The following is a 21,372-nucleotide window of genomic DNA, read 5'->3' on the forward strand; positions in this document are numbered from 1 at the left end:
AGCGCGGATCGCACCGCGCCGGGTCGGCGGGCCCAACGGCGTGCGCGGCCGGCAGATCAGTGGCGGCCGGACCGATGAATTCGATCGAGGTCGCCCGTCTGAAGGATGAGATCCACCCCCGACAGGAGAATTCGAAAATGACCGCACCGGCCAAAGGCCCTGCCAGCTACTTTCCCGCCATCGAGAAGAAGTATGGGCGTCCGATCGCGGAGTGGATCGACATCATCGGCAGCTCACCGCTGACCAAGCACATGGAACTCGTGGCCTGGCTGAAGTCCGAACACGGTCTGGGCCACGGACACGCCAACGCCCTTGTCGCCCACACACTGGCCGATCGCGCCAGATGACCGGCGGCAACCCGTGATGTGCGGTCGGATCAGGGCGAGACCTCCGATGAGCGTGTGGTGAGCAGGTCGGTGAACTCCTCGGCATAGGCCAGGTGGCGGCGCAATCGGTCCGCGCTCTCGGTGGCCTTGTCGCGGAACGCGAGCAGATCCGCCTTGGCCGCCGCGCGGGCGGCGGGCGTGGCGGAGGGGTCGTCGAGGGCGTCGATCGCGTCGAGTAGTTGCCGCATCTCCGCGAGGGTGAATCCGAGTGGTTTCATGCGGCGGATGACCAGCATCCGCGCCACGTCGGCTTCGGTGTAGAGGCGGAACCCGCCCGCCGATCGGGCCGAGGGCTGGACGAGCCCGACCTCGTCCCAGTGGCGGATCGATTTGAGCGAGAGCTCGGTGCGTTCGGCGACTTGGCCGATCTGCAGGTAGCCGCTGGTCTCCGCGCTCATCGTCAGTGCCCGCCGGTCAGGTGCCCGGACAGTCGGTCATGGCGGGCTTCCGAGGCGGGATCGAGCCCGATGAACTCCACCGTCTTGCCCTTGGCGGCGTATTTGGTGGTGATGGCGTCGAGGGTGGCGACTGTCGAGGCGTCCCAGATGTGTGCGTCCGACATGTCGATCACGATATTGGCCGGGTCGCCCAGGTAGTCGAATTGGTAGATCAGGTCGTTGCTCGAGGCGAAGAACAACTCGCCGCGCACCTGGTAGACGCGGGTGTCGATCGCTCCGTCGTGGTCGGTGTCGGCTTCGGCTACCTTGTCCACCTGGGTGAAGTGCGCGACGCGGTGCGCGAAAGCAACCATCGCTGTCAGCACACCGGCGATCACACCGTAGGCGAGGTTGTGTGTGGCCACGGTGACCGCGACGGTGACCGCCATCACGGTGGTTTCGGCAATCGGCATGCGCCGCAGGGTCTTCGGCGCGATCGAATGCCAGTCGAAGGTGCCGACCGAGACCATGACCATCACCGCGACCAGCGCGGCCATCGGGATCAACGCGACCACGTCGCCGAGCCCGACGACCAGGATCAGCAGGAACGCTCCGGCCAGGAACGTCGAGATCCGGGTGCGGGCGCCGGAGGACTTCACATTGATCATGGTCTGGCCGATCATCGCGCAGCCACCCATGCCGCCGAAGAAGCCGGTCACCACATTGGCCACGCCCTGGCCCCAGCCCTCCCTGGTCTTGTCCGAGTGGGTGTCGGTGATGTCATCGACCAGCTTGGCCGTCATCAACGACTCGAGCAGCCCGACCAGGGCCATCGCCAGCGCGTACGGGGCGATGATCTTCAGCGTGTCGATGGTGAAGGGGACGTTCGGGATCAGCCAGGTCGGCAGGCTCGACGGCAACTCGCCTTCGTCGCCCACGTCGGGGATGTCGAGGGAGAACACGATGGTCGCGGTGGTGAGTAGCACGATCGCGACCAGCGGCGCCGGGACTACGGTCGACAACTTGGGCAGGAAGATCATGATCACGATGCCGATGGCGACCATGGGATAGACCAGCCAGGGCACGTCCAGCAGGTGGGGGATCTGCGCGGTGAAGATGAGGATGGCCAGGGCGTTGACGAAGCCGACCATCACACTGCGCGGGATGAACCGCATCAGCCGGGCGACACCGGCCACGCTCAACGCGATCTGCAGGACACCGGCCAGGATGACCGTGGCGATCAGGTAGTCCAAGCCGTGCTCGCGCACCACAGGAGCGATCACCAACGCGACCGCTCCCGTGGCCGCGGAGATCATCGCCCGGCGACCGCCGGTGACAGCGATCGTCACAGCCATCGTGAAGGACGCGAACAGCCCTACACGAGGATCCACGCCGGCGATGATCGAAAACGAGATCGCCTCCGGGATCAGTGCGAGCGCGACCACCAGACCGGCGAGTACCTCGGTCGCGAGTCGCCTCGGGTTGCGTAATGCGTGCCGGACCGATCCGCCGTCGGCGGATCGATGTGTTGTCCTCACCATGCTCCGTTTCCTGCATCACGCGCACTACAGTGCACCCGAACTCGGCGTTGCCCTTCGACCGAGCACGAACTCTACCCTCACGAGAGGGTAGAGTTGCTGTCGGGGGCCCTAGGTTTCCGCGTGTTCGCGGGCCCGCTCGCGGCGTCCGGTTTGCGGTGAGGGTGTTCTCTACGGCATCTTTACACCCAGGTGCGCCGGGAAGTCTGGTCGGCAACCCGTCTCGAACACGTCGAGCCGGGTTCGATCGGCGACGGGTACCCATAGTGTTACGACGACTATCTCCCCATTCCAGTCCCCTCGCGCTGCGTGCTGACCGCGTGAGGTCGCTGCGATGAGTTCCGCGCCACGCCACACGATCCTGGCCCGGGGCAGCTGGCCGGAATCACGCCGGATCGCCTCGGTTCTGCGCCGCGAAACCGTGGGCGGGGTGCTGCTGATGGTCGCGGCCGTGATCGCCCTGGTCTGGGCCAATACTCCGTGGGCCGACTCCTACACCGCGTTGCGTGACTTGCGGCTCGGTCCTTCGGCGCTGCACCTGGACCTCACGCTGAGCCAATGGGCGGCCGACGGTCTGCTGGCGATCTTCTTCTTCGTCGTCGGCCTCGAACTCAAACGTGAGTTCGTCGCCGGAGACCTGCGTGACCCGCGCCGCGCGGCGCTTCCGGTGGTGGCCGCGGTCGGCGGTATGGCGGTGCCCGCGCTGATCTACGCGCTGATCAACCGGGGCGGCGCCGACGGCGCGCTCAACGGTTGGGCGATCCCGACCGCGACCGACATCGCCTTCGCGCTGGCGGTCCTCGCGGTGATCAACACGCACCTGCCCGCGGCGTTGCGCACGTTTCTGCTGACCCTCGCGGTGGTCGACGATCTGCTCGCCGTCACGGTCATCGCAGTCTTCTACACCGGTGAACTCGACCTGCCGTACCTGGGCCTGGCCATCGTGCCGATCGCACTGTTCGCGCTCGCGGTACAGCGTCGGATCCGGACGCCGTGGCTGCTGATTCCCTTGGCGCTGCTGGCGTGGTGGCTCGTCCATCAGTCCGGCGTGCACGCGACCGTCGCCGGAGTGATTCTCGGTTTCACCGTGCCGGTCCTGGCCAAGCCGGGCGAACAAGCCGATCAGGGATTGGCCGAACGCTTCGAGCACCGGATCAGACCGCTGTCGGCCGGCTTCGCGGTTCCGGTTTTCGCCTTCTTCGCCGCGGGTGTCACCATCGGGGGTTTGAGCGGGCTCGGTGACTCACTCGGCGACCGGGTGACCATCGGCATCCTGGTCGGTCTGGTGGCGGGCAAACTGATCGGGATCACCGCGACGACATATCTGACCGCACGGCTCACGCGCGCCGAACTCGACGCGGAACTGGCGTGGGTCGATGTGGCCGGGGTCGCGCTGCTCGGCGGGATCGGATTCACGGTGTCACTGCTGGTCGGCGAACTCGCCTTCACCGGCGATCACCTGCGGGGCGATCACGTCCGGATCGGCGTGCTGGTCGGCACCGTCATCGCCGCCGTCCTCGCCACCGTGGTCCTGCGTGCCCGTAACCGGGTCTACCGCGCGATCGCCGAGACCGAGACCCGGGACGAGGACGGCGACGGAGTACCCGACATCTATCAACACCGGTGACGACTCGCCGACCATCGAACGCACGACCGACCGCTCATCGAGGAGCACTGTATGACAGGCGTTGTCGCTTCTACCGGCCACGGCTCACTCGCGCACGTCACCGTGGGATTGGGATGGGACCCGGCCCGCAGGGGTGGGCTCTTCGGCCGCCGCGCTGTCGAGATCGATCTCAACGCGGCCGCGTTGGCCTTCGCCGGTGAGCGGTTGACCGATGTCGCTTTCCACGAGCAACTGAACTCACGCGACGGCGCGATGCGCCACCTCGGCGACAGCGTCACCGGCGACGGCGACGGTGACAACGAGGTCATCGTGGTCGATCTGACCCGGATCGGGGCCGAGATCACGTCCGTGGTGTTCGTGGTGACCTGCTACAGCGGGCAGGGACTCGACCAGATCAGCAACGGCTTCTGCCACGTCACCGACAACGTCACCGGCGCCGAACTCGCGCGGGTCGACTTGTCGACGGCGCGTACACACACCGGCCTGATCTTGGGCAAGCTCCACCGTGGCCGGGGTGGCTGGGCGTTCACCTGGATCGGGGAGGCGATCTGGGCCCAGCACGTGGTGAACGCGATCCCCCAGCTGACCGGTCACCTCCGGTGACAGTGCTGCGCAGGTTGCTCGACCCGGGCGAACTCACCCCGGGCCGGGTTGTGCAGCTGATCATGTGGCCGCTGGCGCTGGTCACGGTGGTGGACATGGTCTACTACAAGGCCTTGCCGGGCCATCACACCAACGACTTCAAACCGGTCTACACCGCGCTGGCGGCGTTCGTGCGGCACGAGCCGGTCTACACCGCGAACCTGTCCTCGGTGGACCCGCACTACCTGTATCCGCCCGGGGGCACGCTGTTGCTCGCGCCGATGGCACTGTTCGACGAGGCCACCGGACGCACCGTGTTCCTGTTGCTGAATCTGTTCGCGGCGATCCTGGCCGTGTACCTGCTGTTGCGGATGTTCGGCTACAGCCTGCGGTCCCCGCTGGCGCCGGTGGCCTACTTCGCGCTGTTCCTGTCCGAGGCCCTGGTCAACACGCTGACCTTCGGCAATGTCAACGGTTTGTTCTTCCTCGCCGAGGTCGGGTTCCTGTTGTTGCTGCTGCGGCGCCGCGATATCGCCGCCGGTGTCGTGCTCGGGCTGACGATCGCGATCAAACCGATTCTCGCGCCACTGCTGCTGCTTCCGGTCGTACGCAGGCAATGGTCCACGGTCGTGGTGGCCGCGGTGCTGCCGGTCGCGGCGACCGCGATCGCGTGGCCGTTGGCCGCCGACCCCGGTCACTATTTCGTGCACAACCTGCCCTACAGCCTGGCCGTGCGTGACTACTACAACTCCTCGCTGTCGGGGTTCGGCGTCTACTACGACATTCCCGCGGGGGCGATCCTGGCGGTCCGGGTGCTGTTGGCGGCGACGGTCGTGATCAGCCTCTGGTTGTTGTGGCGCTACTACCGTGAGCAGGAACTGTTCTTCGTCACCACGGTCTCCGGTGTTCTGCTCACCGGCGAGTTCGTCCTGAGTTCCCTGGGCCAGCAGTACTACTCGATGTTCCTGTTCCCGCTGTTGCTCACCGTGGTGATGCGCAGCTCGCTGCTGCGGAACTGGCCCGCGTGGCTGGCGGTCTTCGGCTTCATCAGCTACGAGACCTGGCTGTTGTTCCGCTGGCCCGCCTTCGGCCGCAACCTCGAGTACTCCCGTGCGACCTTCGGCTGGACACTGCTGTTGATCGTGATGTGCTGTGTTCTGGTCGACCGCTACCTGCGGGCCAGGCGGGAGCAACGGTCGACCGAGGGCATCGACCCTCCCGAACTCGCGCCCGACTTCCCGGATCGGGATCGTCTCCCGATCGGGTAGGACCTCGAGCGAGTCGGCTGAATTGCGTGTGGCAGGTGGTGCGCCGGCGCTGCCGGGCTACCGTCCGACAGCAGGTGGCGCACAGCGGTGACATCGACACGGTGCGGCCGAGTTCACCCATATCGGATGAGCCGGTGAGGCGGCGGCACGGCTTACCGTCCGGTTGGGTTGTTGTCGTCCGCGAGCGAGAGGAAGCCCTGATCTCGGGTATCGGCGGGTTCGATGGTCCGAGGGTGACGCCGGAGTATGCGAGCGCGATCGGTCGTGCCGCCTATCTGTGGGGGTGGCCGCTGGTGAACCTGCACAACCGGCGCGGGACCGCGGTCGAGACCGACGGCGTGGTCACTCAGTTGTTCGAGTTCCGCAATATCGGACTACCCGCGCCGCATCATTGGACCACTCAACGCAACGGTGCCGCGTTCGGCACCGACTACCTGTCACGTACCGCGATCGGCAAGTCCAACATCTTCGTCAACACTGCGAACGAAACCGCCTACTACTACCAGGATTTGGACGAATCCGGTCAACGGCTGCACGGCGCGAACACCTACACCGTGCGGTTCCCGTCCGGTGAGCTGCCACCGGTGCAGGGGTTCTGGTCACTGACCGTCTACAACAAACACCACTTCTTCCACCCCAACGATCTCGATCGGTACTCGCTGGGCACCAAGAACCAGGACCTGAACTACAGCGGTGATGGTTCGCTGACCCTGACCGTCGGCGGCCCCGCACCCACCGAAGCCGAGTTGCTGTCGAACTGGCTGCCTGCGCCCGACGACGAATTCTCGATCTACCTCCGTGCGTATTGGCCAGACCGGACCATCCTCGACGGGACATGGCAGCCACCCTCGGTAGCGAACGGTTGTCGTCGACCCCTTCCCCGTGCTGGGTCCACCTTTGCGGTGCATGGCGACGGTCGAGAGGACGGCGTTTCGCCGACGTCTTCGTCCCCGATCCGGGAATGCGGATAGGTGATACACGTGTTGAGAAAGCTGTGCAAATCGTAGAAAGCTGGGGTGTACCCGGAAGATGACCAGGTCAGCGGTGGTATAGGCTTTGTCGGTCATGAAGTCGGCTTATTCGGGTCCGGTCAGCGGAGCGCCCACAACGGTCTACCTCGATCATGCGGCGACCACTCCGATGCTGTTCGCCGCTGTCGAGGCGATGACGGCTGCGTTGGGCGCGGTCGGGAATGCCTCGTCGTTGCACGGGTCGGGGCGGGCGGCGCGGCGGGCGCTGGAGGAGGCGCGTGAGTCGATCGCGGCGGATCTGGGGGCGCGGCCCTCGGAGGTGATCTTCACTTCCGGCGGGACCGAGAGCGACAATCTGGCCGTCAAGGGGATCTTCTGGGGGCGGCGCGACGCTGATCCGCGACGCACCCGCATCGTCACCAGCGCGGTCGAGCACCACGCTGTGCTCGACGCGGTGGAGTGGCTCGAGCAGCACGAGGGCGCGCAGGTCAGCTGGCTGCCGGTGGACGCCGACGGGGTGGTCGATCCGCAGGTGTTGCGGGCCGAGCTCGCCGCGCACGCCGACGAGGTGGCGCTGGTCAGCGTGATGTGGGCCAACAACGAAGTGGGCACCGTCGAGCCGATCGCCGAATTGGCCGCGGTCGCCGCGGAATTCGGCGTCCCGATGCACAGCGACGCGATCCAGGCGGTGACCCAGCTGCCGGTGGACTTCGCGGCGAGCGGGCTGTCGGCGCTGAGCGTGGCGGGGCACAAGGTGGGCGGCCCGCACGGGATCGGCGTGCTGCTGCTGGGCAGGCAGGTGCCGTGCGTGCCGCTGGTGCACGGTGGCGGCCACGAACGTGATCTGCGCTCGGGTACCTCGGACGTGGCCGCGGCGGTCGGGCTGGCCGCCGCCCTGCGCGAGGCGGTCACCGAGCTGCCCGCGAGTGCCGCCCGGCTGGGGGAGCTGCGCGACCGGCTGATCGCGGGGGTGCGCGCGGCGGTGCCGGAGGCCGTGCTCAACGGTCCTGCCGGCGATTCCCGGCTGCCCGGCAACGCCCATTTCACTTTCCCCGGTTGCGAGGGCGACTCGCTGCTGATGCTGCTCGACGCCGCCGGGATCGAATGTTCGACCGGCTCGGCCTGCAACGCGGGCGTCGCCTCGCCCAGTCACGTGTTGATCGCGATGGGGGTGGAGCCGTGGCAGGCGCGCAGTTCGCTGCGGTTCTCCCTCGGTCACACCTCGACCGGGGCCGATATCGACGCACTGCTGACCGTGCTGCCGCAGGTCATCGACAGGGCCAGGGCCGCGGGCCTGGCCGGCGCTAGAGGAGGTGCCTGATGCGAGTTCTCGCCGCGATGAGTGGTGGTGTCGATTCGGCGGTGGCCGCGGCGCGGGCCGTGGACGCCGGTCACGAGGTGGTCGGCGTGCATCTGGCGCTGTCGGCGAATCCGGGCACACTGCGCACCGGGTCGCGCGGATGCTGTTCCAAGGAGGACGCCGGGGACGCGCGCCGCGCGGCCGACGTGCTCGGAATCCCGTTCTACGTCTGGGATTTCGCGGACCGCTTCAAGGAAGACGTGATCGACGACTTCGTCGCCGCCTACGCCGCGGGGGAGACGCCGAACCCGTGCCTGCGCTGCAACGAGAAGATCAAGTTCTCCGCCCTGGCCGACCGGGCCGCCGCGCTGGGCTTCGACGCCGTGGTCACCGGGCACTACGCCCGGCTCGCCGACGGCGTGCTGCGCCGCGCGGTCGACGCCGACAAGGACCAGTCCTATGTGCTCGCGGTGCTCACCGCCGAGCAGCTGGCGCGCGCGATGTTCCCGGTCGGTGACACGCCCAAGCCGCGCATCCGCGAGGAGGCCGCCGAGCGGGGTCTGGCGGTGGCGAACAAGCCCGACAGCCACGACATCTGCTTCATCCCCTCCGGGGACACCCGCGCCTTCCTCGGCGCCAAGATCGGTATCCGGCCGGGCGCGCTGGTCGACGCCGACGGCACGGTGCTCGGTGAGCACGAGGGCGTGCACGGGTTCACCGTGGGCCAGCGCAAGGGCCTGGGGCTGACCCACACCGCCGCCGACGGCAAGCCGCGCTATGTCACCGGGATCGATCCAGAGTCGGGCACGGTGAAGGTCGGTTCGGCCGAAGACCTGCAGGTCGACGTCGTCACGGCCGACCGGGCGATCTGGACCTCCGGCCTCCGTCCGGACGGGCCGGTCGAGTGCGTGGTGCAGGTGCGCGCGCACGGCGGCACCGCACCCGCCGTCGTCGAGCCCGTGGGCGAGGGGCTGGTGGCCCGGCTGCGGGAGCCGCTCAGCGGTGTCGCGAAGGGGCAGGCGATCGTGCTGTATCTGCCGGATGCCGAGGGTGGGGACACCGTCGTCGGCAGTGGCACGATCAACGGCACCGAGCGCTCCGGAGCCATCGCGGACACGGTCGACGCCTCGGCCTGAACCTTCCTCTGACGGGCGCGGTCGTCGGGTGCCGGGGGCGTGGTCGGTCGGGACGCGCCGGTCGGGTGCGGGCAAGATAGCGAACAGTGGTCGCGAGTGTCGCCTGACCGGCGCACACGGGCCGCACAGTACGGACCCACCGGGACCGTGCGTGGCCGTCCAGTCGAAAGGTGTTGAGCGCGTGGCATTGTGGCGAAGCGAGAACTCGCGGGAGGTCGCCGCACCGGAGCCCGTCGACCTGCTGACCGGCGGCATGGCCACCGGCATCGGCTCCTGGCCCGGCACCGACGCGCGCGAGGCCGCCGCGACGATCATCGGCGAACTGCCCGCGCTGCCGCACCTGGTCGAGCTGCCGGAGCGGGGGATCGGGGCCGACATGATCGGGCGGGTCTCGGCACTGCTGGTCGACCTGCGCTTCGACTCGACCACCCGGGGCTACCGGCTGGCCGCGCGGCCCGGTGCGGTGTCGCGGCGCGCCAGGGATCTGCTCAATGTCGACCTGGACGCGATCGAAGAGGCTTGGGAGACAGCGGGTCTCGCGGGCACCGGCCGGGTGGTGAAAATCCAGTCCGCCGGTCCGCTCACGCTGGCGGCCGAGGTCGAACTGCCCGGCGGGCACCGCGTGCTCACCGATTCCGGTGCGGTGCGCGATCTGTCGGAATCCCTCGCCGAGGGGCTGGCCCGGCATGCCGCCGAGGTCCGCAGGCGGCTCGGTGCCGAGGTGATCGTGCAGCTGGACGAACCCCGGCTCACCACCGTCCTCGACGGCTCTCTCCAGGGCCCCAGCATCCTCAACACCATTCGCGCCCTCCCCGAACCGGACGCCCTGCACCTGCTCGACACCGTGATCACCGCCCAGTCGGCGCCGGTCCTGCTGCACACCTGCGCGTCCCGTCCCGCCCTCACCACCCTGGGCCGCACCGCCGCCGCGGGCATCTCCTTCGACGCCACGACCATCACCACCGCCGACCTCGACCCCCTCGGCGAGATCCTCGACGCGGGCAAGAAGGTCGCCCTCGGCCTCGCCCCCACCGTCGCCCCGGCCACCCCGCCCACCTGGCGCACCGTGGCCGAACCCGGCGTCCGCCTCGTCGACCGCCTCGGCTTCCCCCGCCGCCTCCTCACCGAACAGATCCTGATCACCCCCACCTGCGGCCTGGCCACCGCCACCCTCCCCTGGTCCCGCCAGACCCTCACCCTCCTCACCGAAGCCGCCCGCGCCCTCACCGAAGACCCGGACTCCATCACCGCCGACTGACCGCCGCCCGCGCTATCCTCTAATAGAGAGCTGTCTAATAGAGGGAGGCCGACGTGCGGATGAACGCGAACGGGCAGGTCACCATTCCCGCCGAGCTACGGGCGAAATTCAACCTGCGGGAGGGTGACGAACTCGATGTGGTCGAGGACGGCGGCGCCTTGCGCATCGTGGTCCGCGGCGGTGCGGACAGTCCCGGCGAACGTCTCGTGCGCCAGATGCGGCGGCATCGATTCGACAATCCCGATGTCGGCGGTCTGACGACCGACCAGATCATGGATCTGCTGCGTGACTGAGTCCGTCACCGCGCTGCGGCGCGCGACCCTGGTCGACACGTGCGTGCTCATCGATATCCTCGACGGCGACCCGACCTGGGAACAGTGGTCGGCCTCGGCCCTGGCGGCGGCGCGGAACGCGGGCCGGGTGGTGATCAATCCGCTCATCTACGCCGAGGTCTCGCTCGGCTACGCGACCAAGGAGGCGTTGGATTCCGCGCTGTCGCCGGAGTTGTTCGATCGCGAGCCGCTGCCCTGGGACGCGGGGTTCCTGGCCGCGAAGGCGTTTCTCGCCTATCGGCGTCGAGGTGGTGACAAGCGGTCGCCGCTGCCGGATTTCTACATCGGCGCGCATGCCGCCGTCAGCGGGTATCAGTTGCTCACGCGGGACGTCGCCAGGTATCGCACGTACTTCCCCCGGCTCGCGGTGATCGGGCCCGAATAGGGCTGCGAAGTGCGGGAACGGTGGCCGGAAGTGTCGGTGGGCTCGGCTAGTGTTCGACGGGTGAGCGACAGTGGGGTTTCGACGGGTGTGGAGGTCGCCGGGGCGACCGGTGAGCAGCGGGTGCGGTGGCAGGAGCTGGCCGAGCAGGTGCGCGAGCACCAGTTCCGGTACTACGTGCGGGACGCGCCGATCATCAGTGACGGTGAGTTCGATCTGCTGCTGCGTGAGTTGCAGGCGCTCGAAGACGCCCATCCCGATCTGCGCACGCCCGATTCGCCGACCCAGCTGGTCGGTGGCGGGTTCGCCACGGAGTTCACCGCGGTCGACCATCTCGAGCGGATGCTCTCGCTGGACAATGTCTTCGACTACGACGAGCTGCGGGCGTGGGCGAGCCGGGTCGAGGCGGAGGCGGGGGCCGATCTGCGGTATCTGTGCGAGGTCAAGATCGACGGTGTCGCGCTGAATCTGGTCTACGAGCACGGCAAGCTGGTGCGCGGGGCGACCCGCGGCGACGGGCGCACCGGCGAGGACGTCACCCTCAATGCCCGCACCATCTCCGACATCCCCGCCGAACTCGCCCCGAGCGAACAGTTCCCGATCCCCGCGCTGCTCGAGGTGCGCGGCGAGGTCTACCTGCGGCTCGAGGACTTCGCGACCCTCAATGCCCAGATCGTCGCGGAAGGCAAACCGCCGTACGCGAATCCACGCAACACCGCCGCGGGCTCGCTGCGGCAGAAGAACCCGGCGATCACCGCCCAGCGCAGGCTGCGGATGATCTGTCACGGCTTCGGCCGGATCGATGGGTATCGCCCGGAATCCCAGCACGAGGCCTACCAGGCGCTCACCGCCTGGGGCCTGCCGGTCTCGGCGCACACCCGCCTGGTCCAGGGCATCGACGCGGTGATCGAGCGGGTCGCCTACTGGGGCGAACACCGCCACGACATCGAGCACGAGATCGACGGGCAGGTGATCAAGATCGACCAGACGGCCCTGCAACGCCGTCTCGGTTCCACCTCGCGCGCGCCGCGCTGGGCCATCGCCTACAAGTACCCGCCCGAGGAGGCCACCACCACGCTGCTCGACATCGAGGTCAATGTGGGCCGGACGGGCCGCGTCACGCCGTTCGCGGTGATGGAACCGGTGTCGATCGCCGGGTCCACGGTGTCGATGGCGACGCTGCACAATGCCTCGGAGGTGGTCCGCAAGGGCGTGCTCATCGGGGACACGGTCACCATCCGTAAGGCCGGCGATGTGATCCCCGAGGTGCTCGGTCCGGTGGTGGACACCAGGGACGGCACCGAGCGCGCCTTCGTCATGCCCACCCACTGCCCGGACTGCGGCACCGAACTGGCACCGGAGAAGGAGGGCGATGTCGACATCCGCTGCCCCAACCAGCGGCACTGCCCCGCGCAGTTGCGCGAACGGGTCTTCCACCTGGCCGGGCGCGGCGCCTTCGACATCGAGGCGCTCGGTGACAAGGCCGCCGACGCCCTGCTGCGCTTCGGCGCCATCACCGACGAGGGCGACCTGTTCGACCTCGACGAGCGGCGATTACTCGGTGTCCCGCTGTTCACCAATCAGAAGGGCCTGCTCACCCAGAACGGGCACCGCCTGCTGGAGAACCTGAGCGCGGTGAGGGACCGGCCGCTGTGGCGGGTGCTGGTCGCGCTGTCGATCCGCCATGTGGGACCGACCGCGGCGCGGGCGCTGGCCGCGGAGTTCGGCAGCCTCGAGCGCGTCGAATCCGCGACGGTGGAGGAACTCTCGGCCACCGACGGCGTCGGGCCCACCATCGCCGCGGCGGTGGTGGAGTGGTTCAGCGTCGACTGGCATCAGGCGATCGTCGGCAAGTGGCGCGCGGCGGGCGTGCGGATGGAAGACGAACGCGACGAGACCATCGAACGCACCCTCGAGGGCCTGTCCATCGTGGTCACCGGCTCGCTGCAGGGCTTCACCCGCGACGGCGCCAAGGAGGCGATCCTGGTGCGCGGCGGCAAGGCGGCGGGATCGGTGTCGAAGAAGACGGCGTTCGTGGTGATCGGTGACGCGCCGGGCTCCAAGGCGGCCAAGGCCGAGGAACTGGGCGTGCCGATCCTCGACGAGGACGGCTTCCGCCGGCTGCTGGACGGTGGACCCGAGTCGGTCGCTCCCGCCGCCGAGCCCACCGAGTAGCGCCCGCTCAGTTCGGGGTGACGGTGACGGTGTTGCCGATCTGCGTCTTCATGTCGAAGGTCGAGCACTGTCCGTTGCTGATCTCGACATGGCGGGTGGGCCGCTTCTTGATATTGGTCTGGATGTCGACGGCCACGTCCGTCCCCGACATCGAGCACACCTTCGACACCGGTGCCTCGGTATAGGACACCGACCCGGCGCCCTGACAGGAGTTCGTCGAGTTGCCGAGGAACACCCGCGCGGTCCCGTTCGGGCACGGGTCGGCCACCGCCGCCGGTGCCGTGACCAGCGCCGCGGGCACCAGCGCACCCGCCGTCACCGCCGCGACGACAACCCCGCGAACCATCACCCGAACTGCCATCTCGCGCACCCATTCTCGTCACCGATCCGGATACCGCAGGCCGGGCGGCCGCGGCTGCCCAGCATGCTAGTGCGTCCGCGCCGGACCCGCGCGCCCATGACGGGACGGGGGACCGGCTAGCGGTCGTCGGCCGGGTGCGGTCCGGTGGCGAACGGGTTCGGTTCGTCGTCGGCGAGGACACCGACGAATGGCTCGCCCTCACCGGCGAAGACGTAGGCACCGTCGCGGATCCGGTCGATCAGCCCGCGGGTCCAGGTGGCTTCGCTGTCGGCGGAGTCGACCCACATGTTCATGATCTCGCCGATGTGCCCGAGCTGACCGGGACCGTCCTCGGGGGTGTAGTACTCGGTGACCGAATCGCGCCATCGGCCCAGGCCCGCGATGCGCTGCTCGAGCAGGGCGAGCGCTTCCTCGCGGGGGAGGTCGACGATGAAGCCGATGGCCGCCGAGAGCATGTCCATCTTCTGGTCGTAGGAGCTCAGCGCCTCGCGCAGCAGGGTGAAGAACTCCTCGGTGCCGCGGTCGTTGATCTCGTACTCGACCCGCGGCGGACCGCCCGCGGTGCTCGGTGCCACCTCGTGCTCGATGAGCAGTCCCTGCTTGGCCATCTGCTTGAGGGCGTGGTAGATCGAGCCGGGTTTGGCGTTGGACCACTCGTGCGCGCCCCAGAATTCCAGGTCGTTGCGCACCTGGTAGCCGTGCGCCCGTCCGTGCTGGCGGACCGCGCCAAGGACCAGCAGGCGGATGGCGGACATGGGGTCTCCCTTCTGGTCAAGTTTGATCAATGTAGCAGTATTCAAGTTTGACTAATCGAGCCGAGCGCCGTACCTTGGCCGTCTAGTCAAACTTGATCAGCGAGTGATGGAGGGGTGCAGTGACCGACCACGAGCAGGCGATCGTCGTGCAGGGACTACGCAAGAGATACGGCGACAAACAGGCCCTCGACGGCCTCGATCTCACCGTCGAGTCCGGGACCGTGCACGCGATCCTGGGCCCGAACGGCGCGGGCAAGACCACGGCGGTGCGGGTGATGTCGACGCTGCTGCGCCCGGACGAGGGGCTGGTCGAGGTGGCCGGCATCGACGTGCGGCAGCACGCGGAGCAGGTGCGCACCCGGATCGGGCTGCTCGGTCAGCACGCCGCCGTCGACGAGGAACTCAGCGGGCGGCAGAACCTGGAGATGTTCGGGCGCCTCTACCACCTGGGCGCGCGCCGGGCGGGCGTGCGGGCCGACGAGCTGCTGGCCCGCTTCGGGCTGGCCGACACCGGCCGCAAGGCCGTCGCGCACTACAGCGGCGGGATGCGCCGCAGGCTCGACCTCGCGGCCTCGCTCATCTCCGAACCGTGGGTGCTGTTCCTGGACGAGCCGACCACCGGGCTCGATCCCCGCGGCCGCACCGAGGTGTGGAACTCGGTGCGCTCCCTGGTCGACGGCGGCACCACGGTGCTGCTCACCACGCAGTACCTGGAGGAGGCCGACCAGCTGGCCGACCGGATCTCGGTGATCGACCGGGGCCGGGTCGTCGCGGAGGGCACCGCCGACGCACTGAAGTCCAGGACCGGCGGAGACCGCCTCGACGTGGTCCTGCACGACCCCACCCAGCTGACCCTCGCCGCCTCGCTGCTGTCCGGCGAGGCGGTGGTGGACGCGGATCGCCGCCTGGTCAGCGTCGCGGTGACCGACCGGATGGCGGCACTGACCGAAGCCGTCCAGACCTTGGCGGCCCATGGCATCGAACCGGAGGACATCGCCGTGCGGCGGCCCACGCTCGACGAGGTATTCCTGCACCTGACCGAGGAGAACGCGGCATGAGCACGACCCACCCGAACAACCCGGCGCCGATCTGGGCGGTCGCGGACTCCTGGACGATGACCCGGCGCGAACTGGCGCACTGGGCCCGCCAACCCGTGCAACTGGCCGTCGGCCTGGTCTTCCCGGTGATGCTGCTGCTGATGTTCACCTACCTGATCGGCGGTGGGCGGGGGATCGACGGCGAGTTCACCGACTACCTGGTGCCGGGCATGCTGGCGATGACGATGGCCTTCGGGCTCGAGTCGACCATGCTCGCGGTCACCCAGGACCTGAACAAGGGCGTGATCGATCGGTTCCGCTCGATGCCGATGACCTCGGCGGCGGTGCTGGTCGGGCGCAGCATCGCCGACATGCTGCAATCGGTGGTGGGGCTGGCCGTCATGATCGTGGCCGGGTACGCGGTCGGCTGGCGCTGGGAGGCGGGCACCGGCGCGTTCCTCGGGGCGGTCGGGCTCCTGCTGCTGCTCCGGTTCGCGATGCTGTGGCTGGGCATCTATCTGGCCATGGTCGCGGGCAAGCCGGAGCTGGTGCAGACCGTGCAGATCCTGGTCTGGCCGGTCGCCTTCCTGTCCAATGCCATCGCCTCGCCGGAGTCGATGCCGTCCTGGCTGGGCACGGTGGTGGCGTGGAACCCGTTGTCGGCCACGGCCACCGCGGTGCGTGGCCTGTTCGGCAATCCGGTCGCGGCCGGTGACTCGTGGGCGGCCGAGCACGCGGAACTGCTGGCGGTGGCCTGGCCGGTGGTCCTGGTCGCGGTGTTCTTCCCGCTGGCCGCGCGGCGGTTCCGGGACCTGAGCCGCTAGCACGTCCGGCGCCGGGCACCCGCCGTCGCTTAGTCTCGACGGGAATCTCGGAGAGGCGAACCTTTGCTGCGCAGTTTTCAAGTGACCAATCACGGATCGCTGGCCGAGGCGCAGCAGTTGCGCCTCAGCAAGGGCACGGGCAGTCCGCTGGCCGTGCCGGTGACAGCGGTGCACGGGGTGGCGGCGGCGGGCAAGACCGGGCTGGTGGACGCGCTGGCGCACATGCGCGACGCGGTGCTGAACTCGGTGAGCGGGTGGGACCCGTACGCGGGGCCGGTGCGGCGGCCGCATCTCGGATTCGCCGACCGGCCTTCGGAATTCGTCGCGGGGTTCGTCGCCGAGGGGGTGCCCTACACCTACGGGTTCCGGCTCGACAGCGCCGATGTGATCGCCGAATGGCTGTACACGCATCCGCGTTCGCGCAAGCGGATCGTGTTCGAGCGCAGCGGCGACGAGGTGAAGATCGGGCCGATGTTCGAGCCGGCCCGCTACGGTGTCGCGGCGCTGGTGCCGCTGGTGCGGCCCAACGCGCTGCTGCTGAGCCTGGCCGGGCAGCTCTACGCCGAGGCGCTGGTGCCCGCCTACCGCTGGTTCGCCACCAACCTGCGGGTGCAGCAGGGCGAGATCTCCACCGAGGCGCTCGCCCACGACCTGGGCAGCCACATCTCCCGCTCGGGCGACAACGCCGCCCGGCTGCTCATGCTGCTGCGCAGCGCCGACCTGGGCATCGAGGATCTGCTCGTCGCCGAACACGACCCCATGTACGCCGACTACCTGCGTGACCTCGACGCCGAGATCGGCGCGCTGGCAGCACAATTCGATCAGGGCGGCGCCGACCCGATCCTGGTCGAACGCGAACTGAGCACCCTGCGCGCGGCCCGCGACGCGCTCTACCGCCGCATGGTCGACCGGCGCGGCGCCGGGCTGAGCCTGGTGCACGAGGGCATCGACGTGCCCTTCGAACTGTCCGACGAGTCCACCGCCACCCGGGCGCTGCTGCGGGTGCTGCCCGCGATGCTCGAAGCCCTCGACACCGGTCAGGTGCTCGCCGTCGACGACCTGGGTGCCGGGCTGCCCGTGGAGGAGACCGACCGGCTGGTGCAGCTGTTCCAGAACCCGGAGACCAACGCGCGCGGCGCGCAACTGCTCTACACCACCGCCGACCGGGCCCTCATCGACCGGGGCAACGGGCGCTCGCAGCGCACCAGGACCGCGGTGTGGCAGCTGCGCCGGGACGCCGGGGTCAGCGAACTGACCCCGCTCTGAGCGCGCCTAGCATGGGGACATGCTCGAAGTGGTGATGGCGGCGGCCATGGTGACGATGCTGGCCGTGACGATCGGCGCCGTGCTCGCCGCCCGCGCGGGCAAGGGCGGGGGCGCGCAGCTCGAGCACGGCTCGCTCTACGTCACCGGCGTGAGCCCGCTGCCCGCCATGACCGGCGAGCACTACGTCACCATCACCGGCACGATCACCGGGCCCTCGGTCACCGGGGCCGTGGTCTACCGGCGCTTCGCCTGGGACGCGGCGCACTGGCCCGCGATCGGTGACCAGCTCGTCGTCGCCTACCCGCCGCGCAACCCGGACAAGTGGATCGCGGATCACCCGGGTCTGCGGCCCTATCTGGGGTCGTGACACCGAGCTCACCGCGGTCCTGATTTCCGGGTGAGGGCGAGCTCACAGGGGCCGGGGTGGGATCATGCGATGATGCACGGTTCGTCAGCCCCCACCCCCGGCTCCGGCCTGGAGATCCGCACCGCACACCCCAGCGAATACGACGCGATCTCCGCCCTCACCGTCGATGTCTACGTCGGCGACGGCTATGTCTCCCCCGAGGACGGCTACGTCACCGAGCTCGGTGACGTCACCCATCGCGCCGACGCGGCGCAGGTCCTGGTCGCCGTCCACGACGAGCAGGTCGCCGGCTCGCTCACCATCGCCGAGCCCGGCACCCCGTACGCCGAGATCGCGCTACCGGGTGAACTCGAATTCCGCATGCTCGCCGTCGCGAAGCGGGCCCGCGGCCTCGGTGCGGGGACCGCGCTGGTGCGCGCGGTGATCGAGCGGGCGCGGGCGGGCGGGCACACCGCCGTCGCGCTGACCACCATGGCGACCATGGTCGACGCGCACCGCATCTACGAGCGGCTGGGCTTCGTCGCTGTGCCGGAACGCAATTGGTCCACCCCGGACGGGTTGCGGCTGCACGTGATGCGCCTGGCGCTGGGCTAGCGGCGTCAGTTCAGGACGGTGGCGACGATGCCGGCCAGGTAGCCCAGCCGCGCCACCTCCGACGGACGGAAATCGGGACCGCCGGGGCGGCCCAGCAGCAGCGCCTTGCCGGTGTTGCCCAGCGGGGCCGCGGCCAGTTTCGTGTCCATGTCGCGCCAGATCTGCGGCACCCACTCGGCGTCGCCGTCGAGCCACATGGGCTTCTCCAGCGGCATCCACGGTGCCGAACCCGCCTGTGTCTCCGGCGCGCTCGGGCTGCCGACCACGCGGTAGGCCCCGGCCGGGCCGAGACCGATGATGGTGGACCAGCCCACCCGCAGCACCCGCGGGCAGCCGTCGACCAGCACCTGGAAGCGATCGTCGCGGGCACTGGCGACCTGGTCGATCAGCTCGAGCTCACGGTGGGTGTCGAGGACGCCGGAGTACGGGCGGATGGAGTCGACGCTCACATCGCGCACCGATTCGGCCGCGGTGATCAGGGTGTCGGGCAGCGCGCCGGTGGGGACCTCGACCACCAGATCGTCGACCGCGAAACCGGCGCCGCGCTCCACCACGTCCAGGGAGAGGATGTCGGCGCCGACGCCACCGAGCGCGAGCGCGAGGGAACCGAGGCTTCCCGGTCGATCCGGAAGTTGCACGCGGAGCAGGTATGACACGTGCGTTCCTTTCCTTGACGGCCGAGGTGGTTCGAGACGAATACCCGGTGACGCAATACTTACACCCCGGTACGCCGGTTCTCGACTCGAAGTATGACCCCATCCGCGCGACAAGTGCGAACTTTCGTGCGCGGTGGGTGCGTCCGACCGGTCCGACCGTCCTCGATAGGCTGTACCCACTACTGCCCACCGAAGCCGAAAGGGGTCCCGCGGTGCCCGCAATCTCCCGTGACGAGGTCGCTCACCTCGCCCGGCTGTCCCGGCTGGCGTTGACCGACGCCGAACTCGACCAGTTCGCCGGTCAGCTGGATTCGATCCTCAGCCACGTGCGGACCATCTCCGAGGTCGCCGCCGACGTCCCCGCCACCGCGTCGCCGAACCCGACGACCAATGTGACCAGGCCCGATGTGGTCGTGCCCGGTCTGACCCCCGAGCAGGCGCTGGACCAGGCGCCCGCCGTCGAGGAACAGCGTTTCCTGGTCCCGCAGATCCTGGGAGAGGGCGAATGAGTTCAGCATCGCGTAGCGATTCCGTGGGGGGCGGCGGCCGGGAGACGGGTGGGCGCGAGCTGACCACGCTGTCGGCGGCCGAGCTGGCGGCGAAGATCCACGCGGGCGAGGTGTCCTCGACCGAGGTCACCCAGGCGCACCTGGATCGCATCGCCGCGGTCGACGGCGAGCTCAACGCGTTCCTGCACGTCGCCGGGGACGAGGCGCTGGCCGCGGCCGCCGTGGTCGACGCCGCGCACGCCGCCGGTGAGACCCCGGCCTCGCCGCTGGCGGGAGTCCCGTTGGCGCTCAAGGACGTTTTCACCACCACCGACATGCCAACCACCTGCGCCTCGAAGATTCTCGAGGGCTGGATGTCGCCCTACGACGCGACGGTCACCTCGCGGCTGCGCGCCGCGGGCATCCCGATCCTGGGCAAGACCAACATGGACGAGTTCGCCATGGGCTCCTCCACCGAGAACTCCGCCTACGGCCCGACCCGCAACCCGTGGGACACCACCCGCATCCCGGGTGGCTCCGGCGGTGGTTCGGCCGCCGCGCTGGCCTCGTTCCAGGCGCCGCTGGCCATCGGCACCGACACCGGCGGCTCGATTCGTCAGCCCGCCGCGGTCACCGCGACGGTCGGTGTGAAGCCCACCTACGGCACCGTCTCGCGCTACGGCCTGGTGGCCTGCGCGTCCTCGCTGGACCAGGGCGGCCCGTGTGGTCGCACGGTGCTCGACACCGCGCTGCTGCACGAGGTGATCGCCGGGCACGACCCGCGCGACTCCACCTCGCGCAAGGTGCCGGTCGCGCCGGTCGTCGAGGCCGCCCGTCAGGGTGCCACCGGTGATCTGAGCGGTGTGCGCGTGGGCGTGGTGCGCGAATTGCATTCCGACAGTTACCAGCCCGGCGTGCTGGCCTCCTTCGACGCCGCGGTCGCGGTGCTGAAGGAACTGGGTGCCGAGGTGATCGAGGTGTCGTGCCCGAACTTCGAGTACGCGCTGTCCTCCTACTACCTGGTGATGCCCTCGGAGGTGTCGTCGAACCTGGCGCGCTTCGACGCCATGCGCTACGGCCTGCGCGCCGGTGACGACGGCAGCCACAGCGCCGACCAGGTGATGTCGCTGACCCGTGAGGCCGGGTTCGGCCCGGAGGTCAAGCGCCGCATCATCATCGGTACCTACGCGCTGTCGGCGGGCTACTACGACGCCTACTACGGTCAGGCGCTCAAGGTGCGCACCATGATCGCGCAGGACTTCGACGCCGCCTACGAGCAGGTCGACGTGCTGGTCTCGCCGACCAGCCCGTTCACCCCGTGGAAGCTGGGCGAGAAGGTGAACGATCCGCTGGCCATGTACCTGTCGGACCTGTGCACGCTGCCCACCAACCTGGCCGGGCACTGCGGCATGTCGGTGCCCTCGGGGCTGTCGGCCGACGACGACCTGCCGGTGGGTCTGCAGATCATGGCGCCCGCGCTGGCCGACGACCGCCTGTACCGGGTGGGCGCGGCCTACGAGGCGGCGCGCGGCGCGCTGCCGGTGCCCGCGGGCATCTGAGCGAAGGACCGAGGCGGGGTGCGCCGGGCCGAAAGGGCCTGGCGCGCAGACCGCCGACACGAACCTCGCCATGCGGCGCTCGTTCCGGTCCTTCACCTCCAGCCCGGCACAGCACTGACACCTCAGCACCGAT

Annotated in this window: 23 protein-coding genes; 18 read left to right on the forward strand and 5 right to left on the reverse strand. The window is 69.2% G+C overall.

Features of this window, described 5'->3' with window-relative positions; translation table 11 throughout:
* The first annotated feature begins 137 nt into the window (after nt 1–137).
* Nucleotides 138–347, forward strand: coding sequence for a DUF4287 domain-containing protein (locus ACWEMY_RS23280; RefSeq protein ID WP_452391740.1), 210 nt, complete (start codon nt 138–140; stop codon nt 345–347).
* A 29-nt stretch (nt 348–376) separates the two neighbouring features.
* On the opposite strand, the gene ACWEMY_RS23285 is transcribed toward ACWEMY_RS23280, so the two are convergent.
* Both ACWEMY_RS23285 and ACWEMY_RS23290 read right to left on the reverse strand, forming a co-directional pair.
* Entirely contained in the window at nt 377–784 is a 408-nt protein-coding gene (locus ACWEMY_RS23285) for a MerR family transcriptional regulator (protein ID WP_452391723.1), read from the reverse strand.
* Nucleotides 785–786: 2 nt separating this feature from the next.
* Nucleotides 787–2,304: a SulP family inorganic anion transporter gene (locus tag ACWEMY_RS23290; RefSeq protein WP_452391724.1), complete on the reverse strand. Its 1,518-nt coding sequence runs from the start codon at nt 2,302–2,304 to the stop codon at nt 787–789.
* A gap of 331 nt (nt 2,305–2,635) precedes the next feature.
* Here ACWEMY_RS23290 and nhaA point away from each other — a divergent pair, with 331 nt between their 5' ends.
* From nhaA to ligA, 10 genes are all read left to right on the forward strand, one after another.
* Complete coding sequence (gene nhaA / locus ACWEMY_RS23295; RefSeq protein WP_452391725.1) at nt 2,636–3,928, forward strand: Na+/H+ antiporter NhaA; 1,293 nt, start codon at nt 2,636–2,638, stop codon at nt 3,926–3,928.
* Nucleotides 3,929–3,979: 51 nt separating this feature from the next.
* A complete protein-coding gene (locus tag ACWEMY_RS23300; protein WP_452391726.1) occupies nt 3,980–4,531 on the forward strand; it encodes a TerD family protein in 552 nt (183 codons plus the stop codon).
* A complete protein-coding gene (locus ACWEMY_RS23305) occupies nt 4,528–5,778 on the forward strand; it encodes a glycosyltransferase family 87 protein (RefSeq protein ID WP_452391727.1) in 1,251 nt (416 codons plus the stop codon). The genes ACWEMY_RS23300 and ACWEMY_RS23305 overlap by 4 nt, the downstream gene beginning before the upstream one ends.
* A gap of 74 nt (nt 5,779–5,852) precedes the next feature.
* Nucleotides 5,853–6,749, forward strand: coding sequence for a DUF1214 domain-containing protein (locus ACWEMY_RS23310; RefSeq protein WP_452391728.1), 897 nt, complete (start codon nt 5,853–5,855; stop codon nt 6,747–6,749).
* 94 nt (nt 6,750–6,843) lie between these two features.
* Nucleotides 6,844–8,070 carry a cysteine desulfurase family protein gene (locus ACWEMY_RS23315; protein ID WP_452391729.1) on the forward strand — a complete coding sequence of 409 codons (1,227 nt, stop codon included), beginning with the start codon at nt 6,844–6,846 and terminating at the stop codon, nt 8,068–8,070.
* The gene (mnmA, locus tag ACWEMY_RS23320; RefSeq protein ID WP_452391730.1) at nt 8,070–9,185 is read left to right on the forward strand and encodes a tRNA 2-thiouridine(34) synthase MnmA; all 1,116 of its coding nucleotides are present in this window, start codon (nt 8,070–8,072) and stop codon (nt 9,183–9,185) included. Before ACWEMY_RS23315 ends, mnmA begins: the two co-directional genes overlap by 1 nt.
* 253 nt (nt 9,186–9,438) lie before the next feature.
* A complete protein-coding gene (locus ACWEMY_RS23325) occupies nt 9,439–10,443 on the forward strand; it encodes a methionine synthase (protein ID WP_452391741.1) in 1,005 nt (334 codons plus the stop codon).
* A gap of 59 nt (nt 10,444–10,502) precedes the next feature.
* Nucleotides 10,503–10,736, forward strand: coding sequence for an AbrB/MazE/SpoVT family DNA-binding domain-containing protein (locus ACWEMY_RS23330; RefSeq protein WP_375935358.1), 234 nt, complete (start codon nt 10,503–10,505; stop codon nt 10,734–10,736).
* The gene (locus ACWEMY_RS23335; RefSeq protein WP_375929372.1) at nt 10,729–11,160 is read left to right on the forward strand and encodes a type II toxin-antitoxin system VapC family toxin; all 432 of its coding nucleotides are present in this window, start codon (nt 10,729–10,731) and stop codon (nt 11,158–11,160) included. The genes ACWEMY_RS23330 and ACWEMY_RS23335 overlap by 8 nt, the downstream gene beginning before the upstream one ends.
* Before the next feature lie 60 nt (nt 11,161–11,220).
* Nucleotides 11,221–13,332 (forward strand): NAD-dependent DNA ligase LigA, encoded by a 2,112-nt coding sequence (gene ligA, locus ACWEMY_RS23340; RefSeq protein WP_452391731.1) that lies wholly within the window; start codon nt 11,221–11,223, stop codon nt 13,330–13,332.
* A gap of 7 nt (nt 13,333–13,339) precedes the next feature.
* On the opposite strand, the gene ACWEMY_RS23345 is transcribed toward ligA, so the two are convergent.
* A complete protein-coding gene (locus ACWEMY_RS23345) occupies nt 13,340–13,693 on the reverse strand; it encodes a hypothetical protein (RefSeq protein WP_375929370.1) in 354 nt (117 codons plus the stop codon).
* Nucleotides 13,694–13,809: 116 nt separating this feature from the next.
* Nucleotides 13,810–14,448, reverse strand: a complete 639-nt coding sequence (locus ACWEMY_RS23350) for a PadR family transcriptional regulator (protein ID WP_452391732.1) — start codon at nt 14,446–14,448, stop codon at nt 13,810–13,812.
* Nucleotides 14,449–14,567: 119 nt separating this feature from the next.
* On the opposite strand from ACWEMY_RS23350, the gene ACWEMY_RS23355 reads away from it, so the two are divergent.
* From ACWEMY_RS23355 to ACWEMY_RS23375, 5 genes are all read left to right on the forward strand, one after another.
* Entirely contained in the window at nt 14,568–15,506 is a 939-nt protein-coding gene (locus ACWEMY_RS23355) for an ATP-binding cassette domain-containing protein (RefSeq protein ID WP_452391733.1), read from the forward strand.
* Complete coding sequence (locus tag ACWEMY_RS23360) at nt 15,503–16,309, forward strand: ABC transporter permease (RefSeq protein ID WP_452391734.1); 807 nt, start codon at nt 15,503–15,505, stop codon at nt 16,307–16,309. Before ACWEMY_RS23355 ends, ACWEMY_RS23360 begins: the two co-directional genes overlap by 4 nt.
* Nucleotides 16,310–16,372: 63 nt before the next feature.
* Entirely contained in the window at nt 16,373–17,575 is a 1,203-nt protein-coding gene (locus ACWEMY_RS23365) for an AAA family ATPase (protein WP_452391735.1), read from the forward strand.
* Between the two features lie 19 nt (nt 17,576–17,594).
* Nucleotides 17,595–17,942: a hypothetical protein gene (locus ACWEMY_RS23370; RefSeq protein WP_452391736.1), complete on the forward strand. Its 348-nt coding sequence runs from the start codon at nt 17,595–17,597 to the stop codon at nt 17,940–17,942.
* A gap of 72 nt (nt 17,943–18,014) precedes the next feature.
* Nucleotides 18,015–18,536 carry a GNAT family N-acetyltransferase gene (locus ACWEMY_RS23375; protein ID WP_452391737.1) on the forward strand — a complete coding sequence of 174 codons (522 nt, stop codon included), beginning with the start codon at nt 18,015–18,017 and terminating at the stop codon, nt 18,534–18,536.
* 5 nt (nt 18,537–18,541) lie between these two features.
* Here the strand turns inward: ACWEMY_RS23375 and ACWEMY_RS23380 are convergent, their stop codons facing one another.
* A complete protein-coding gene (locus ACWEMY_RS23380) occupies nt 18,542–19,192 on the reverse strand; it encodes an amino acid-binding protein (protein WP_452391738.1) in 651 nt (216 codons plus the stop codon).
* A 212-nt stretch (nt 19,193–19,404) separates the two neighbouring features.
* Here ACWEMY_RS23380 and gatC point away from each other — a divergent pair, with 212 nt between their 5' ends.
* Nucleotides 19,405–19,701 (forward strand): Asp-tRNA(Asn)/Glu-tRNA(Gln) amidotransferase subunit GatC, encoded by a 297-nt coding sequence (gene gatC, locus ACWEMY_RS23385; RefSeq protein ID WP_067493225.1) that lies wholly within the window; start codon nt 19,405–19,407, stop codon nt 19,699–19,701.
* Nucleotides 19,698–21,239: an Asp-tRNA(Asn)/Glu-tRNA(Gln) amidotransferase subunit GatA gene (gatA, locus tag ACWEMY_RS23390; RefSeq protein WP_452391739.1), complete on the forward strand. Its 1,542-nt coding sequence runs from the start codon at nt 19,698–19,700 to the stop codon at nt 21,237–21,239. Before gatC ends, gatA begins: the two co-directional genes overlap by 4 nt.
* Nucleotides 21,240–21,372 lie beyond the last annotated feature (133 nt).

It is taken from the genome of Nocardia sp. NPDC004415, assembly GCF_053602435.1.